We start from the raw sequence: 15,398 nt of genomic DNA on the forward strand, positions 1-15,398 counted from the left end.
GGACAAAGAGGTAGCGATCACGGCGAGACTCTCGGCCGGGAGTCGCGGAACGCACCGGAACCCGACCGGTCAGAGCGGTTCCGCGCGCCGCACCGCCGCGTCGACCGCGTAGTTGTCGGGATCCGCGCGGGCGTTACTCCGGCGACTCGGGAACGTGATCTCGGCCGTGAACCGTCGGGATCGGGAGCCGTCGAACCGGTTGTCGGGCGAGAACCGCCGCGTTGCGTCCCCAAATCCGACGGCCTCACGCTCGTCCGATCCGGCCGGCGTCGCGTAGGCGTCGACGCGGAGCTTGACGAATCCATAGTCGAAACGACCCGCGTTCTCGACGGTCAGGCGCGCCTCGACCGTCGTCCGGCCGCCGCTCTTCGTCACGTCGAGGACGGTCGCCTCCGTGACGAGCAGTCCCGAGCCGTCGGGACCGACTTCGTCCGGCGCGTCGTCGGCACCATCCTCGCCGCTTCCGGCGTCGCCGTCCGATCCCTCGCCCTCCGCGTCCGAGCCGTCCTCCCCGCCGGACTCGTCGTCCGTCTGCCCGGCGGCCTCGCCGTCGACGCTCTCCTCCTCGGAGGTCACGAGACAGCCGGCGAGCAGTCCGGTCGCACCGACGGCGAGGACGCCGCGCCGCGACGCGCGCCCGAGGGACCGGTCGGCGTCGTCGGGAGCGGTCGGTTCCGAGTCGCGCCGGTCGTTCGGTTCCGCGTCGGCGTCGCGGGTCATCGCATCACCGTCCCCAAGACGCCGGTCGACGCGCCGACGGCCCCGGACACGAACGCGGTCGCGAGCGTCGGCAGGGCCGCGTCGGCGATCCCGTGCGCCTGCGTCGCGGCGTCGCCCTGCGAGACGACGATCACCGTGACCGCCACCAGCCCGTACGCCAGCGCGCCGAGGCCGGTCCCGAGCCCGCAGGTCGACGCCGCGGAGACGACGCCCCTCGCGCGCGACCCGACGAGGACGCCGACGACGCCGGCCAGCGGGACGGCGGCCACGAGGACCGTCGCGGTCGCGGCGAGGTACGACTGCGCGACGAACACCGGCCCGAACCGCGCCGTCTCGCCGGTCGCGGCGGTCGCCAGCGCGGCCTCGGCCCAGCCGGTCGCGGCCGCGCCGACGATGCCGACGCCGGCACCGACGAGCGCGAACACCGCGGCCACCAGCCCGATTTCGTTCGCGTTCACGCGCCGGTCACCCACCCGTCGCGCAGTCTGCCGTGCCAGCCGGTCCGCTCCTCCCACGCGTCGCCGGAGAAGCCGGTCGCGAGCAGGAACTCGCCGGCCCGGACGACGTAGCCGTACTGGACGCCGGCGTGTTCGTCGAAGCCGTACCGCTCGCCCTCCGCCTCGCGGTGGTAAAAGCGGTACCAGGCGGTCGGTCCGGCGGGGTCGGCGTCCGGGCTATCGTCCGAGTCGGCGTCGGTCCCGTTCTCGGTCGCCGACCTGTTCCCGCCGAAGTCGGAGCCCGCGAGCGTCGCCTCCGGGTCGATTGCGGCGCGGCCCTCGGTCGACCCCTCGTCGAGGGCCGTCGAGAGCCTCGCCGCGGCGGTCTCGGCGTCCGGATACCGCTGGACGTGGACCGGGACCCCGTCGAGTTCGCGGGCCCAGCCGCGGAACGGGTCCCGCCGCCGGGTCCCGACGGACGGTCGGTCCGCGAACGAGACGAACAGCTCCTCGACCCGGTCCGCCGGCTGCGGGATCGGCCCGAGCCGCGCGCGCAGTTCGCGTCTGCGTTCGGGGCCGAACGCGTCGCCGTAGATCCGCGGAACGCGCTCGGGAGCGAGTTCGTCGTCGTAGGGGCGGTAGGCGAACGTCGAGAAGCCGCGGCTCGCGACGGCGAGTTCGACGAGCGTGCCGCCGGTAACCCGGCCGCGCTCGGGATCCTCCGGCGGGAGCGGTGCCAGCAGCCGGCGGAACAGCCGGTTGTGGATCGGGTTCCGAGAGAACGCGGATTCGACGTAGATGTTGGTCCCGATGCTCGCGAGGCCGTCGCGCATCCGGTCCAGCTCTTCGAGGGCCCGGTCGACGTCGTCGCGCGGAGCGAACTCCCGCAGGACCTCGACGTGGGGGTCGACCCGCTCGCGGATCCGCGGGCCGGGCGAGAAGTGGGGTTCGAGCGCCTCGCTCGCGCGGGCGACGGCCTCCTCCCCGGCGGCCGCGACCGCGTCCACCTGTTCGCTCGCGATCGCCGCCTCCTCGTCGACGGTCGCGCGGACCGATTCGACGGTCGAGACCGCCGCGGCGACCGCGTCTTGATACGTAGTCTTCGCCTCCGGGTACTCGGTCGCGAACCACACCGCGTCGTCGACGACCGCGCGCGTCGCCGCCGCCAGCGCGGGGTTGAGCGCCGGGGGGCCGTCGTCGTCGTCCGCCGGCTCGTCGGGAGGGCCGTCTTCGGGCGGGTCGTCGCCGGGAGGGTCGGCGTCGCCCGGGGCGTCGGCGTCCGCGGGAGCGTCGGGGTACTCGACGCCCTCGACGCCGAGACACCCGGCGGTCCCGACGAGGGCGGCACCGACGCCCAGAAGCGTCCGTCGCGTCCGTTCCATGCCACGCACTCCCCGCGGCAGGAACTTAAATGTGGCACGCCGATTCTCGCCACTGACAGCGCCCGGACGCGCGGCCGTCAGACCGCGGTCCCTCGGAACGATCCGGCGCGACCCCCGAGCGCGGCCCTTTTGAGGCCGGCACCCCGAGCGACGCGTATGTCCGCGCCAACACGCAGCGACGTGCCGCCCACGTCGATCGGGGTCGACCTCCGCGAGGAGGGCGTCGTCGTCGAGTACCTCGACGGGCGGACGACCCTCTACCGGGGCGTCCCCGATTCCGCCGAGGGGTCGGTGACCGCCGGTCCCGGCAAGGAGACCCACGTCCTCGTCACCGACCCCACGGAGACGGAGGGCGTGATGACGTACGTGAACGACTACAAGACCGACGACGAGATCCTCGAAGACTCCGGCGTCGGCCGCGTGATCGTCGAGGACGGCGAGCGCGACGAGGTGTTCCCCGGCGTGATCGTCGGCCGCGAGGGGCAGCGCAACGAGGTCGTGGCCGACCCCGAGATCGCCGGCGGGCGGGTGTTCGTCTTCGTCGAGGACGGCTGGACCGAGGGGAGCTACGAGATCGTCGAGGGACCGGAAGACGGTCTCGACGCGCACCGCTGATCGGCGTGACACCAGATCGCATCCCATGAGCCTCGCGAAGCCGTGGCGCGACCTCGACCGCTCGACGGTCGGGAGCGCGCCGGACCGCTACGCGCTGTACGAACTGGGCGACGCCGACGGCGACACGGTCGGGTTCGGCACGGGCGTCCTCCGCGACGAACTGAAGGAGGCGCTCGCGTACGGCGACGCCCCGAAGGTGCGCTGGGAGTTGGCGGAGTCGGCCGACCACGCCGAGCGCCTGCTCGCGGACCACACGGACTGACCGACCCCCTCCTTGCGAGAGCGCGGGAACGACCGACAGACGAAAGTCCGGCGGCCGCCGAGAGGACGACATGAGCGATGAGGCCGAGACCGACGGCGACGAGGCCGCGACCGACGGCGGCGAGGAGGTACTTCGCGCGAGCGACCTCGGCGGGGAGGGGCCGCCGGTGGAGGAGAAGCCCTACAAGATCGTCTTCGAGGCGAACAAGTGCTTCGGGGCGGGGAAGTGCGCCGAGGTCTCGGACAACTGGGTGATGGACGTGGTGAGCGGGATGGCGAAGCCGGAGACGTACTACATCGGCGAGGAGGACTTAGACGAGAACGTCCGCGCGGCGGAGGCGTGTCCGGCCAAAAAGGAGGCGGGCGTGATCCACGTCGTCGACCGCCGGACCGACGAGGAGATCGCGCCGGACCCGCACGGCGACGGGACGCTCTCGGTCGACTGGTAGGGCGTCCGGCCCGGGCTTCCGAAAGGTGTTTCACCCCGCCGCGGGTAGCCGAATCCGCGCGGGGGTGGCTGAGCCTGGCCAAAAGCGGCGGACTTAAGATCCGCTCCTGTAGAGGTTCGAGGGTTCGAATCCCTTCCCCCGCATGGCGCGGCGCTCACACATCGTGAGCGCCGCGGCTCGGCGCAGAAGGGATTCGAAGCAGGGAGCGGGAGGAGAGCGAGCGTAGCGAGCGAACGGGAGCGACCGTGGAGCGAATCCCTTCCCCCGCACTCCTACGGCGAGCACACTGCGAGCCGCACGCCCGGACCGTCGTCCCGATCAGCACTCGATGTCCGTGACCTGAGCCAGCTGCGGGCGCTCGTCGGCGGGATGCTCGTACCAGAAGTTGAAGCGGAGACAGTAGTCCTCGTCGAGGTCGTCGACGCCGAGGATGTTGACGCTCCCGGCGAACTCCTCGACGCTTCCGTGTAACGCGACCGGCGACGCGTCTCCGCTCGGAGTTATGGTCACCCGCTCGGTGACGCCCGCGTCGGTACGGTGTGACTGCCAGTCCAGCATCCCGGACTCGGTTTCGAGCGCGAGGTGAAACGTCCGTGCCTGATCGTCTGTGTTCGTGAGTTCGACGGCCACCTCTCTGAGAGAGCCGTCGGACGCGAACTGACCCGCACAGCCGGCGAGACCAGACAGTACGGCGGTCGTACCGAGGAGGGCTTGTCGGCGTCGCACGATACAAGTCACGCCCAGCGCCGGTAAGTACGTTACCCGTGCTAAGCGATTCGAGGTGTAACCCATCGACCGCCGAGAGTTTTAACCGAGCCTGCGGCGAGTAACCTGCGAGCAGGTGCGGAGACCGTTCACAACCGCTCGCCGAGCCGCCGCGTCACCCATCCGTATCCACGTCTGAGCAGTCGGCCGGACCCGATCAAGGTCAACACCGCCGCGCCGGCCACGACGCCGAGATGGACGATCCGGAACGACGGGACGGGCGTGTATCGGCCGGCGACGAGGGTCACGACGAGGCCGAGCCACAGGAGGTACGCACCGACGGCGAGTCGGTAGAGGGCCGCGTACATGGCTTTCGGTGGGGAGCGAGTCGTGAAAAACGTGCCGGACGAAGCGGTGGACGGCGCGCGCTAGCAGCAGAACATGAACGGGTAGACGAGCGCGACGCGGTCGCCCTCCTCCAGTTCGGTGTCGAAGCCGTTCTCGTTCTCGTTGAAGTGACCGTTGACGAGGATGCGGGCGTACGCGATGGTCTGCTCGCCGACGGGGTTCTTCGACCACGTGCCGGGGAGTTCCTCCGGCGTCGGGGCCCACCCGCTGTGGGTGGCGTCGGACTCGGACTCCGCGATCAGCATGTCCTGGAGTTCGGGGTAGTCCTCGAACAGTTCGTCGAGGAACGCGCGGAGCGTGTCGCCCTCGAAGGTGTACTCGAACTCGTACTCCCCGAGTTCCGTGCGCACGTGGCCGGTACACCGGACGGTGACGGTCGTCTCCGCCTCGGTCGCGGTCGCCTCCGTGTCTCCCGGGACCGACTCCGTTTCGGCCGCCTTGTCGGCCATCTCGCTGGTCTGAGCCATGTGTACGCGTAGGGTCCCGGTCCGGGTAAGCCGGTCTGCGAACATGTTCGCGGCACTCCCGAGCGGCGCGGAGCGAGACCGGTCGGCTCCCGCCGTCGAGCGTGCGGATCTCGTTCGGGGGCTCGACGAGCCGGCGGAGAGAGCAATCGAAACCACCGGACGGCGAGATATTCGAGCGTCGGGAATCCGACCGAACATGTTGCCGCTAAACGCATAGGCCGTCTCGGCGGTACGGACGCCCGATGAAGCTCACTCGCAAGACGATCGCGAAGGTCATCGTCGCGGCGTTCCTGTTGAACGGCTGTGTTGAATCGCCATACGGCGGCAGGGTAGGTCGCTAAATCAAAGGCGTTGAAGCGGGAAGATTCGGTTGCCTATGACACAAATCTCCCGCTTCATCGGGGAGGTTGTGCCGGTTGCTCAAAGAGTTACTGGCGATGGAGGCGAATCCGCCGCCCCGGAAGGCGGCGGCGGATTCGCCGACTACGCACTCGTTTCCCTCCACTGTCTGCGAATTTACCTCGATACATCGTACCGCATGACGATCGGCCTGCTCAAAGAGATGCCACAAATAACCGGGGAGATCGGCCTCAGCGCGGCCGATCTCCCTGCGCCGTCCACGTTGTGTAAGGCGTTCGACCGGATCAGTATGAGTGTTTGTCGAGTGCTGCTGCGCCAGTCGGCGCAGCTGCACGATCTCTCCGAACACGCCGCGATCGACGCCACATTCTACGACCGCTCACCAGCCAGCCGCCACTACTGCCAGCGAATCAGCTACCGCGTTCAAAAGCTGAAAGTCACGAAACTCGTCGATACAGCGTCGCAAGCTGTCCTTGACGTTCACTGCTCGACGAACCGAGAAGGAAGTGACGCAGATCTCGCTGAGCAGATCGCCCGCCGGAACGCGGGCGATCTGCGGTCTCTTGCGGCCGATAAGGGCTACGACAAGAAATCGCTCCGCGAAGGATTACGCGATCTTGGGATCAGACCGCTGATCAAGCACCGCATCTTCGCGCCGTACGACCACGCACACAACGCCAGAATCGACGATAATCGCTACAATCAGCGCTCTATGACCGAAACCGTGAACTCGGCTGTGAAGCGCTCGCTCGGCTTCGCCGTGCGAGCGCGGTCCTGGTTCCGTGAGTTCCGCGAGATCGCTCTGATGTGTATGGTCTACAACATCAAGCGCTTCGTCAAACAGTGAATCTCTACGCCTTACAGCGATTCAACACAGCCGTTACGGGGGACCGGCGTCGAGTCGTTGGAAGCCCGCCCGCCTTGCCAGTATCCGGCCACCCTAGTCGCTCCCGACGGACGGTCGAGACAGTTCGCAGATGGCCACCACGGCGTTTCTCCACGGACTCGCGCTCTCGCTCGGCCTGATCGCCGCCGTCGGGCCGCAGAACGTGTTCGTGTTCCAGCAGGGCGCGTCCCAGCCGCGACTCCGCCGCTCGCTGCCGACCGTCCTCACGGCCGGCGCGGCCGACACCCTCCTCATCCTGGCCGGGGTGCTCGGCGTCTCCGCCGCGGTGATCGAGTTCGCGTGGCTTCGGACGGCCCTCCTCGCGGCCGGGGTGGCGTTTCTGATCTACGTCGGGTGGACGCTCGTTTCGGTCCCTGCCGCGGGCCTCGGCCCGCGTGACGAGACGCGCCTGAGCGTGCGCGAACAGGTCGGATTCACCGCCTCCGTCTCGCTGCTCAATCCGCACGCGATACTGGACACGATCGGCGTGATCGGAACGAACGCGCTGGCGTACGCGCCCCCGCGACGGTGGGCGTTCACCGCGGCGTGCCTCCTCGTCTCGTGGGGGTGGTTCCTCGGACTGGCCACCGGCGGTCGACTCCTCGGAAACTCCGTCCTGTCCGACGGCCGACTCCGGTATCTCAACGTGCTCTCGGCGGGGGTGATCTGGGTGGTGGCGCTCTACATGGCGTGGCGGCTGCTCGGACTCGTCGGCGTCCGCTGACTCGGTCGTGGCGCGCCCGCTGTCGCGTAATCGTCGCTGACGGCGACTGCGATCGGACGGCGGCGAAGACAGCGACCGGTGGGTCCGGTAGCACGGGAACTCGGTTCATCCTGTGTCTTACCAGCGTGGCCCACCAACCGACGGTACGCTTCGAGTATGGACGACGGAACTCCTCTCCAGTCAGCGTCGGACTCCCCCGACGAGAAGCAGGTCGTCCGGTGTGCCGCCTGCGAGTCCGCCCTTCGGTCACCGGGACGGGGCAGCCTCTCGTTTCTGCTGCTCGACGGGCTGACGGTCCCGCTCGTCGGATGTGACGACCATCTGGAGGAGTTCCGGACGCTCTGCGGGCTCGCGACCGACGGTCGCGCCGACCTCCTCGATCACCGCCCGGCCGGCGGCGTCAACTGCCCGAGTTGTCGTCACGCACCGCAGCGGCCGCGCCAACGGGTCATCCCGGTCGGGAACGGCGGGCTGGCGGTGCTCGCGTGCGAAACGCATCAGTCCGACGTCTTCTCTCGGTTTCGAACCGGCCTCCGAGTACGCGAGCATCTCACTGATTCGATCGACGCGGCCTCCACCGACCCGTGACGCATCAGGGACAGACGCGCAAAGGCGGGGTCGCGGCCGACGTGCCACGCCACCCGCCCGAGGGACCGATGAGCGACCGCCTGTCGGAGGAGCGATGAGCGACGGTCAGCGGGGCGTGTTGGCCGTCGGCGACGCGACGGTCGACCTCTACCCGGCGGACGGGTCGCCGATCGCCCCCGGCAGCCGGTTCGAGTGGCACGTCGGCGGCACGGCGACGAACGTCGCGCGATGTGCGGCCTCGCTCGGCAGCGAGACCGGCCTCGTGACGAACCTCGGGACCGACGTCATGGGGGAACTGGCCGCCCGACACCTCGCGGACGGTCCGGTGGACACGACCCGCGTGACGCGGGTCGACGCGCCCTCGCCGCTCACGCTGTACGTCCCGACGGAGGACGGGGACCGGTGGAACGCGTGGGTGACCGGGAGCTGCTACGGGTTCACCCCGCCCGCCGATCCGGCGTCGCTCGTCGCCCCGTACGAGTGGGTCCATCTGGAGGGCGTCACGCTGCCGACCGCGGTGAACCAGCGTCCGGTTCGACGCCTCGCCGAGGCGGCCGCAGAGAGCGGGACCCGGGTCTCGTTCGACCTGAACGGACGCCCGAACCAGTGGGACGACCCCGAGACCTACCGACGGGCGCTCCGCGACGTTTTGCGTCGCTGCGACCTGATCTTCGCGGGGACGGACGACCTCGCGGTGGCGGGCCTCGATCGCGCGCCGGCGGGGCTCCTCGAACTGCTGCCGTCGGACCACTCGGCGACGGCGTTCGTCACCGACGGGTCGGAAGCGACGACCGCGCTGACGATCGAGGACGGTGGGATCACCGAGCGAGTGACCGCGACGCCGCCGTCGACGACGGTCGCGACCGCGGCCGGGGCCGGCGACGCGTTCGCCGGCGCGGTCCTCGCCGCGTCGGACCACGGCGTCTCGGACTTGGAGGAGCTAGCGACCGTCGGGAACGCGGCCGGCGCGGCCGCCGTGGCGACGACCGGGCCGTTCGACGCCGACGGCCTCGGTCCGAGCAGCGATCTGCTCTGACCGGACGCCGTCTGCGGCCTTCGACGGAGCCGACGAACCCGGGATTTCGGGGCCCCGTTCGTGAGGGCGACTTCGAACGCGTCACCGGTGACGCCTGACGGAGCGATGGCTATTTTTGTCCGCGACGAAATCGCTTCTACAGGTGACATTTCGATAGATGTCCGACGCAGCCCTCCAAGCCGAGCCGACGACTGGCTCGGAGAACACGGCCGAATTAGACCTCGACTGGCTGTCCCTAGAGGACGGCGAGGAGATCCGCTGGGCGAGCACCCCGCACAAGTACAGCATCGTTCCGGCGCTCGTCGTCGGCCTCCCCCTCTCCGTGGTCCTCATCGGTATCCCGCTGATCGCGGCGAGCTACCTCCAGTACACCAACACCAACTACGTCGTCACGAACAAGGGGCTCTACAGCAAGCGCGGGATCCTCTCGCGAGACGTCCAGCAGATCGGCTTCGACAAGGTACAGAACATCTCCTACTCCCAGTCGGCCATCGGCTCGTCGCTGGGGTACGGCTCCGTCGACGTCAGCACGGCCGGCGGCTCCGGCGTCGAACTCCAGTTCCGCAGCATTCCGAACCCGGCGGCCGTCCAAGAGCTGATCTCGAAGGAGATCGACAAGCGTCAGCGGAGCGAGTCCGGCGACGCGGACGAAACCGACGACGTGCTCGATCAGATCCTCGTCGAGCTCCGCGCGATCCGCTCGGCGGTGGCGGACGACGGGGATCGGGCGACCGGCGTCCCGCCGAACTCGGCCGACGTCGACGTCGAGGCGAGTCCCAACCGGGCCGCGGACGGAGCGGTGGAACAGGGCGATGAGTGACTCGTGGCTGTTCCTTCGCGACGACGAGACGGTCGTGTGGGAGGGGACGCCGCGGCTGTCGGCCGCGATCGGCGGCGTCGCCGTCGGGACCGTCATCGCCGGGCTGAGCCTCGCGGCGGCGGCGACTACTGACCCGCGCTTGGGGGCGGCGAGTCTCGTCGGACTCGCGGTCATCGCGTGGTCGGTGCTCCGGGTCCGCCGCACCAACTACGTCGTCACGACCCGCGCCGTGTGGCTCAAGCGGGGCGTCCTCGGGCGGACGGTCCGCCGCGTCGGCCTGCCGCAGGTCCAGAACACGGCCTACAGCCAGTCGGTGACCGGGTCGCTGTTCGGGTACGGGACCGTCACCGTGGAAGTCGCCGGCGGGCCGGATCTGGCATTCCGCCGGATCGACGACCCCGAGACCGTTCGGCGAACCATCACCAGTCGGATCGGCGGCGACAGCGCGGACGTTCCCGGGACCGTCGATCAGTGGCGGGAAGTGCTCGCGATCGTCCGCGATCTCAAGGCCGCGGTCGAGTAGCGAACCACGAGCGGACCTTGGACGAATATCGGCGAGAGCGGCCGTGAAGTTGCTTTTCTCTTCGAAGTGACGCGGCGATCGACGGGGGATCTGCGACCGTGACCGTCACACGTTGCCCACTCGTCGTCGACGCAGAGGGGTGTCCCTCGATCGAACACTCCGTGAAATTCGAGGGGAACGTGGCCGCTGACCTCCGGAAGTAACTCGCGTACACGGCAGCGACGCCGGACTCTCTCGCAGGCGGTCGTCCGCGGCGCTGCGGCCCTCAGACTGACCGGTTCATTACGCTCGCGAGCCGCCGGTCGATCTCTTCGACCTCCCGGGTGAGACGGGTCACCATCTCGGTCTGACTCTCGTTTTCGTCCGCGATCTCTTCGATCTCGTCGCTGACGACGTGCGCCCGGTCGGAGACGTCGTCGACGGCGCTCGATATCTCCTCGGCCACGCTCGCCTGTTCGTCGGTCGCGGCGGCGATCTCGCTGATCCCGCTTTCGGTCTGTTCGACGGCCCGCAGAATCTGTTTCTGATTTTCGAGGACGCCCTGGATGTCGTCTCTCGCGGACTGGATCTCGTCGTTGGCCGCCTCCACCTCGTCGGTCGTCTGGGTCGCCTTCGCTTTGATCCGCGCGACGATCGCTTCGATCTCGTCGGCCTGGTCTTGCGACCGGTTCGCCAAGTTCTTCACCTCGTCCGCGACGACGGCGAACCCGTCGCTGTCGCTGCGCGCCGCCTCGATGTTGGCGTTCAACGCGAGCATGTTCGTCTGCTCGGCGATGTCGTTGATAACGCCGACCAGCTCTTCGACCTGTTCGATCTCGTCTCGCAGCTCCGCCACGTCGTCGGCGACCGTCGCCGACGTCGCGGCCGTGTCGTCGACCTGATCGATGACTTCCTCGGCAGTCTCGACGGAGTCTTCAGCCAGCTCTCTCGATTCGGCGCTCTGGCTGCTGACCTCCTCGGCGCTGGAGGCGATCTCCTCGACGGTGGCGCTGAACCCGGAGACGTCGCCCTGGGTATCTTCGAGTTCGGCCGCTTGTTCGGAGACCAGCTGCGTGATCTCGTTCGATCGGTCCGCGACCTCGGAGGTCGACTCACTCAGTTGGGCCATCGACGTCTCCACGTTGTCCGAGAGCTCCGCTTGGAGGTCCGACAGCGTCTCGCGCTGTTCGACGACGGTGGTCACGTCGAACAGCAACTCGACCGCCCCGACGACCTCCCCGGTCGGCGTCTGGATGGGCGTCCCGATGGCGCGGGCGTGGGCTCGCGTCCCGTCGGGCCGCTCCGCGGAGCGGAACTCGTCTTCGCGGATGGGAGTTCCCGTGCGGACGACCTCCTCGGCGAGCGTCTCGTCTTCGCCCTCTGTTCCGAACACGTCGTACGCGTTGGTGCCGACGGCCTCGCTCGCCGGCAGGCCGAGGAGCTCGGCCGTCGCCGCGTTCCACTGGGTGATGTCGCCGGCAGCGTCGACGACGAACGCCGCCTCGGGAAGGTCCGCGATGAACTGTTCGAAGGTGTGTCGCCAGAACGCTCCGTCCGACGCCGTCTCCGTGGCTTGGAGCTGGTCGTTGTGCGTCTCTGTGGACATACTGGCAGGTATCAGTTGGGACTCATGTGGGTTACGCCGGGATTATTGGAGTTGATACGGAATCCGCCGGTTCCACCACTCGGCTAGTCGGGGGCCCGGATCAACCGACTCCCGTTGAACTAATATTTTTCAACCGTGATGTTGTCCGGAATAACTGGTCGGCCGGAACTGTGTGCCGAGTGTTACCCTTCGACCGTGAACTCGTCCGAACAGACCCGTGAAGACGCGGTGCGGGTGTTCGCCCACAGTCGTCTCGCACCTGTAACCACACGCCGTCTTCGTAGTGGGCGACCGCCGTCGCACACTCGACGGTGTCGTCCGACTCGTCTCTGACGTCACTGACCGGTTTCGACGTCCACTCCGTGTCGGCCACCCGCGCAGCTACCACGTACTCACCCGAGGTCGATCCCCAATCGCAGTCGACGACCGCTCCGTGAATCCGTCCGTCCTCCTTCTCTCGTAGTTGACGGGACGACTCGTGGACCGTCTCGCCGTCCCGGTCGACGCGCAGGTCGATCCGGACCGGATCGGACGTGTGGTTCACGGTCGCGAACCGCGCGAGACGAATCGGGGCGTCGTCGACGACGGTGTCGAGACAGCCGGCGGTCGACGCCGCCGCAGTAAGCCCGATAGTCGAGAGGAGGGAACGTCGTTACACACGACATATACGGGAATCCCCAGTAAATCTCTTTTGACGAACGCGACGCGAGATATCACGGCACCGGTACCCGCTGCGATGTGCCCCGCCCCGAGTGCCTCGATACAATCGACCCGGCGTTCAAACGGGAATGCGTCCGACAGACAGGCTTTCAAGCGAGCCGATCGACCCACTTCCGAGAACCACCCGCGGAACGATGGGCTCCGACCGATCGCCCGAACTCCTCGTCGTCGCCGTCCGGTATATCTCCGTGTACGTCTTCGCGATCGGCCCGGCGGTCGACTCGGCGACCGGCCTCGACACGCTCTCGATCGCACCCGGGGGCCTCGGCCGCGCGTGGGCGCTAATCCCGAATCCGCAGGGCTGGCCGCTCTGTGTCGGCTACCTCCCGGTCCACTACGCGTACCTGTTCGTCCGCGCCCGACTCGCGGGCCGGTCGATCGACGCCTACTGGAACGAGTACTCCCTGACAGCACGCCCCGGTGATTCCACGTCCCCACGCGTCAGAACAGCCCGCGCAGCGCCCGCCACTTCGCGGCGACGAACCCCGCGAGGATGAACGCGAACCCGCCGACGGTCGCGGGCGTCACCGCCTGCCCGAGCGCGAGCCAGCCCGCGAGCGCGGCGAAAACGGGGATCACGTACTCGATGAAGCTCATCTCGATGGGGCCGAGGTCGTCCAGCAGCGTGAAGTACAGCAGGAAGCCGCCGACGCCGGCGACCGCGGAGAGGTACGCGACGGCGGCGAGCGCGGACGGCGTCCACGCCGCGGCCGCGAACGACTGGCCGGGGAGCGCGAACACGGCGGCGTGGAGGACGACGGCACCGATGGCCATCATCCACGCCTGCGTGGCGAGGAACGGCATCGACGGCGACCGGCTGTGCGTGACGACCGCGGCGACGGCGAACGCGAGCGCGGACGCGAGCACGAGCGACACGCCGAGGACGCTGTCCGCGACGTTCGCGGGGTCGGGGTCCGCGATGATCACGACGCCGACGAACCCGAGCGCGACGCCGAGCGCGGTGGCGGCGGTGAACTCCTCGTCGGTGGAGACGAGCCGCGTGAGCGCGGGCGTCACCACGGGGACGAGCCCCAACAGCACGGCTGCGACGCCGCCCGTGACGTACCGCTGGCCGGCGAAGAGGAACGCGTGGTGGGCCCCGATGATGAGCGCGCCGCCGACGAGCACGTAGACGTAGTCGTCGCGGGTCCGGGGGCGGAGGTCCGCACCGGAGGCGACCACGGCGACGAACAGCAGCGCGGCGGCCACGTCGAAGCGCACGGCCGCGAACGGCACCGCCGGGAGGTCGGCCAGGCCGACGTCCGTCGCCATGAACGCCGTTCCCCAGACGGCACACAGGAGCAGGTACCGGCCGGCCGTCCCGTAGCGACGCATTCACGCGGAGGTCGCCGCCGACGGCGAAGTACCCGTCGAACCGCTCCGGCGCTCCGGGCGTCCGCACCCGGTGGGCACCGGGTACCACTTAGTGCGGTGCCGCCGTAGCGCCGGTATGGATCGGCTGGTCTGTTACGACTGCGGGAGGACCTACTCGTTCGGGACCGCCGCCCGCTGTGGCTGTGGCGAACCGCTGTGGTTCGACATCGACGACGAGACTGTCTCGTGGCCCGACACGGGTTCGGAATCCGCGGGATCCGTCTCGTACGGCCACGACGGCCTCTGGCGGTACGCGTCGGTGCTTCCCGCGGCGGTACCGACGGGGCTGGCGGCGGCCGCCGGCGGAACGCCGCTCTTGCGAACCCCGTCTATCGAGACCCCCGACGGCCCGCGGATTCACCTCAAACTGGAGGGGGCGAACCCGACGGGGAGCTTCAAAGATCGGGGCACCGCCGTCGGTATCAGTCGCGTCGACGGCCCCGTGGGGACCGTTTCGCACGGAAACATGGCGCTGAGCGTCGCCGCTCACGCCGCCGCGACCGACCGCGAGGCGGTCATCCTCGTCGCCGAGGACACCCCGGACTCGCGCCTCGCGATGATCGCCCAACACGACCCGCACCTGTTCCGGGTTCGCGGCGACTACGGGCGACTCTACGACGACACGCTCGAACACGACCTCGGCGTCGCGTTCCTCAACTCCGACAGTCCGCTTCGGGTCGCCGGCCAGAAGACCGTCGCGTACGAGATCTGCGAGGCGTTCCGCCCGGCGGTACCCGACGCGATCGTCTTGCCGGTCAGCAGCGGCGGGCAAGCGAGCGGCGTCTGGAAAGCGCTCCGGGAGCTGGGATCGGCGGGACTCATCGACGAGGTGCCGCGGATCTATCTCGCACAGGCGGCGCGCTGTGACCCGATCGCGCAGGCCTACCGGCTCGGAGCCTCGCGGGTCAGGCCCGTGACCGACGAACCGACGGCGGCCGTCTCCATCAACAACGCCGACCCGCCCAGCGGGAACCGGGCGTTGGCGGCCGTCGACGACACCGACGGGGCGGTGGTGTCCGTCGCCGAGGAGAGCTTGCTGGCCGAGACGAAGCGGCTCGCCGCCGACGCCGGCGTCTCCGTGGAGCCGTCGTGTGCCGTGGCCACGGCCGCGGTTCGGGAGCTCGCCGAAACCACCGAGATCGGCGCTGACGAGGACGTGGCCGTGATCTTGACCGGGTCCGGGTACAAGTACGAGTCACCCGAGACCGACTCCACGGCGGTCCGTGAGATCGACCGCAGTGACGTGCCGGCCGCGATCCGCGACCTCGCGTCGTGACGGGCCACGCGGGGTCGCAGTGGGAACGGAGGTGAAAGAGCACTAGCCTGCGGGTCTGCGCC

General features: G+C 69.1%; 19 protein-coding genes and 1 tRNA gene. 12 read left to right on the forward strand and 8 right to left on the reverse strand.

Annotated elements, in window-relative coordinates; genetic code table 11:
* Window positions 1-69 precede the first annotated feature (69 nt).
* Genes NAF06_RS10990 through NAF06_RS11000 form a run of 3 tightly spaced genes read right to left on the reverse strand, consistent with a single transcriptional unit; the run spans window position 70 to window position 2,539 of the window.
* Window positions 70-720 carry a hypothetical protein gene (locus NAF06_RS10990; RefSeq protein ID WP_008583265.1) on the reverse strand — a complete coding sequence of 217 codons (651 nt, stop codon included), beginning with the start codon at window positions 718-720 and terminating at the stop codon, window positions 70-72.
* The gene (locus NAF06_RS10995; RefSeq protein ID WP_008583261.1) at window positions 717-1,178 is read right to left on the reverse strand and encodes a hypothetical protein; all 462 of its coding nucleotides are present in this window, start codon (window positions 1,176-1,178) and stop codon (window positions 717-719) included. The genes NAF06_RS10990 and NAF06_RS10995 overlap by 4 nt, the downstream gene beginning before the upstream one ends.
* Window positions 1,175-2,539 (reverse strand): hypothetical protein, encoded by a 1,365-nt coding sequence (locus tag NAF06_RS11000; protein WP_008583259.1) that lies wholly within the window; start codon window positions 2,537-2,539, stop codon window positions 1,175-1,177. Before NAF06_RS11000 ends, NAF06_RS10995 begins: the two co-directional genes overlap by 4 nt.
* Window positions 2,540-2,695: 156 nt before the next feature.
* Here NAF06_RS11000 and NAF06_RS11005 point away from each other — a divergent pair, with 156 nt between their 5' ends.
* The 4 genes from NAF06_RS11005 (at window position 2,696) to NAF06_RS11020 (ending at window position 4,007) form a co-directional block, all read left to right on the forward strand.
* Entirely contained in the window at window positions 2,696-3,154 is a 459-nt protein-coding gene (locus NAF06_RS11005) for a DUF5796 family protein (protein WP_049908702.1), read from the forward strand.
* A gap of 25 nt (window positions 3,155-3,179) precedes the next feature.
* Window positions 3,180-3,416, forward strand: a complete 237-nt coding sequence (locus tag NAF06_RS11010; RefSeq protein ID WP_008583255.1) for a DUF7508 domain-containing protein — start codon at window positions 3,180-3,182, stop codon at window positions 3,414-3,416.
* Between the two features lie 70 nt (window positions 3,417-3,486).
* Window positions 3,487-3,864 carry a hypothetical protein gene (locus NAF06_RS11015; RefSeq protein WP_008583252.1) on the forward strand — a complete coding sequence of 126 codons (378 nt, stop codon included), beginning with the start codon at window positions 3,487-3,489 and terminating at the stop codon, window positions 3,862-3,864.
* 58 nt (window positions 3,865-3,922) lie between these two features.
* Window positions 3,923-4,007 (forward strand) — tRNA-Leu (locus tag NAF06_RS11020).
* Window positions 4,008-4,182: 175 nt separating this feature from the next.
* Here the strand turns inward: NAF06_RS11020 and NAF06_RS11025 are convergent.
* The 3 genes from NAF06_RS11025 to NAF06_RS11035 all read right to left on the reverse strand — a co-directional run bounded on the left by NAF06_RS11025 (window position 4,183) and on the right by NAF06_RS11035 (window position 5,444).
* Complete coding sequence (locus NAF06_RS11025) at window positions 4,183-4,590, reverse strand: hypothetical protein (protein ID WP_049908700.1); 408 nt, start codon at window positions 4,588-4,590, stop codon at window positions 4,183-4,185.
* A 128-nt stretch (window positions 4,591-4,718) separates the two neighbouring features.
* Entirely contained in the window at window positions 4,719-4,937 is a 219-nt protein-coding gene (locus NAF06_RS11030) for a hypothetical protein (RefSeq protein WP_008583248.1), read from the reverse strand.
* Between the two features lie 60 nt (window positions 4,938-4,997).
* Window positions 4,998-5,444 (reverse strand): MoaD/ThiS family protein, encoded by a 447-nt coding sequence (locus NAF06_RS11035; protein WP_049908698.1) that lies wholly within the window; start codon window positions 5,442-5,444, stop codon window positions 4,998-5,000.
* Between the two features lie 376 nt (window positions 5,445-5,820).
* Between NAF06_RS11035 and NAF06_RS11040 the strand changes: the two genes are divergently transcribed.
* The 6 genes from NAF06_RS11040 (at window position 5,821) to NAF06_RS11065 (ending at window position 10,381) form a co-directional block, all read left to right on the forward strand.
* Window positions 5,821-6,651 (forward strand): IS5 family transposase, encoded by an 831-nt coding sequence (locus NAF06_RS11040; RefSeq protein ID WP_251106146.1) that lies wholly within the window; start codon window positions 5,821-5,823, stop codon window positions 6,649-6,651.
* Between the two features lie 130 nt (window positions 6,652-6,781).
* Complete coding sequence (locus NAF06_RS11045; RefSeq protein WP_008583229.1) at window positions 6,782-7,414, forward strand: LysE/ArgO family amino acid transporter; 633 nt, start codon at window positions 6,782-6,784, stop codon at window positions 7,412-7,414.
* Window positions 7,415-7,570: 156 nt separating this feature from the next.
* Window positions 7,571-8,002: a hypothetical protein gene (locus tag NAF06_RS11050; protein WP_008583227.1), complete on the forward strand. Its 432-nt coding sequence runs from the start codon at window positions 7,571-7,573 to the stop codon at window positions 8,000-8,002.
* Window positions 8,003-8,096: 94 nt separating this feature from the next.
* On the forward strand, window positions 8,097-9,038 hold the full coding sequence (locus tag NAF06_RS11055; protein WP_008583225.1) for a carbohydrate kinase family protein: 942 nt from the start codon (window positions 8,097-8,099) through the stop codon (window positions 9,036-9,038).
* A 157-nt stretch (window positions 9,039-9,195) separates the two neighbouring features.
* The gene (locus NAF06_RS11060) at window positions 9,196-9,858 is read left to right on the forward strand and encodes a PH domain-containing protein (RefSeq protein WP_008583222.1); all 663 of its coding nucleotides are present in this window, start codon (window positions 9,196-9,198) and stop codon (window positions 9,856-9,858) included.
* Window positions 9,851-10,381, forward strand: coding sequence for a PH domain-containing protein (locus NAF06_RS11065; RefSeq protein WP_008583219.1), 531 nt, complete (start codon window positions 9,851-9,853; stop codon window positions 10,379-10,381). Before NAF06_RS11060 ends, NAF06_RS11065 begins: the two co-directional genes overlap by 8 nt.
* A gap of 265 nt (window positions 10,382-10,646) precedes the next feature.
* Here the strand turns inward: NAF06_RS11065 and NAF06_RS11070 are convergent, their stop codons facing one another.
* Complete coding sequence (locus tag NAF06_RS11070) at window positions 10,647-11,966, reverse strand: methyl-accepting chemotaxis protein (RefSeq protein WP_008583217.1); 1,320 nt, start codon at window positions 11,964-11,966, stop codon at window positions 10,647-10,649.
* Window positions 11,967-12,820: 854 nt separating this feature from the next.
* Here NAF06_RS11070 and NAF06_RS11075 point away from each other — a divergent pair.
* Window positions 12,821-13,183 (forward strand): hypothetical protein, encoded by a 363-nt coding sequence (locus NAF06_RS11075; RefSeq protein ID WP_008583215.1) that lies wholly within the window; start codon window positions 12,821-12,823, stop codon window positions 13,181-13,183.
* On the opposite strand, the gene NAF06_RS11080 is transcribed toward NAF06_RS11075, so the two are convergent.
* Window positions 13,128-14,021: a DMT family transporter gene (locus NAF06_RS11080; protein WP_008583212.1), complete on the reverse strand. Its 894-nt coding sequence runs from the start codon at window positions 14,019-14,021 to the stop codon at window positions 13,128-13,130. The genes NAF06_RS11075 and NAF06_RS11080 overlap by 56 nt on opposite strands.
* Window positions 14,022-14,136: 115 nt before the next feature.
* Between NAF06_RS11080 and NAF06_RS11085 the strand changes: the two genes are divergently transcribed.
* On the forward strand, window positions 14,137-15,336 hold the full coding sequence (locus NAF06_RS11085; RefSeq protein ID WP_008583211.1) for a threonine synthase: 1,200 nt from the start codon (window positions 14,137-14,139) through the stop codon (window positions 15,334-15,336).
* The last annotated feature ends 62 nt before the right edge of the window (window positions 15,337-15,398 follow it).

It is taken from the genome of Halorubrum hochsteinianum, from assembly GCF_023702125.1.
Taxonomy (GTDB): Archaea; Halobacteriota; Halobacteria; order Halobacteriales; family Haloferacaceae; genus Halorubrum; species Halorubrum hochsteinianum.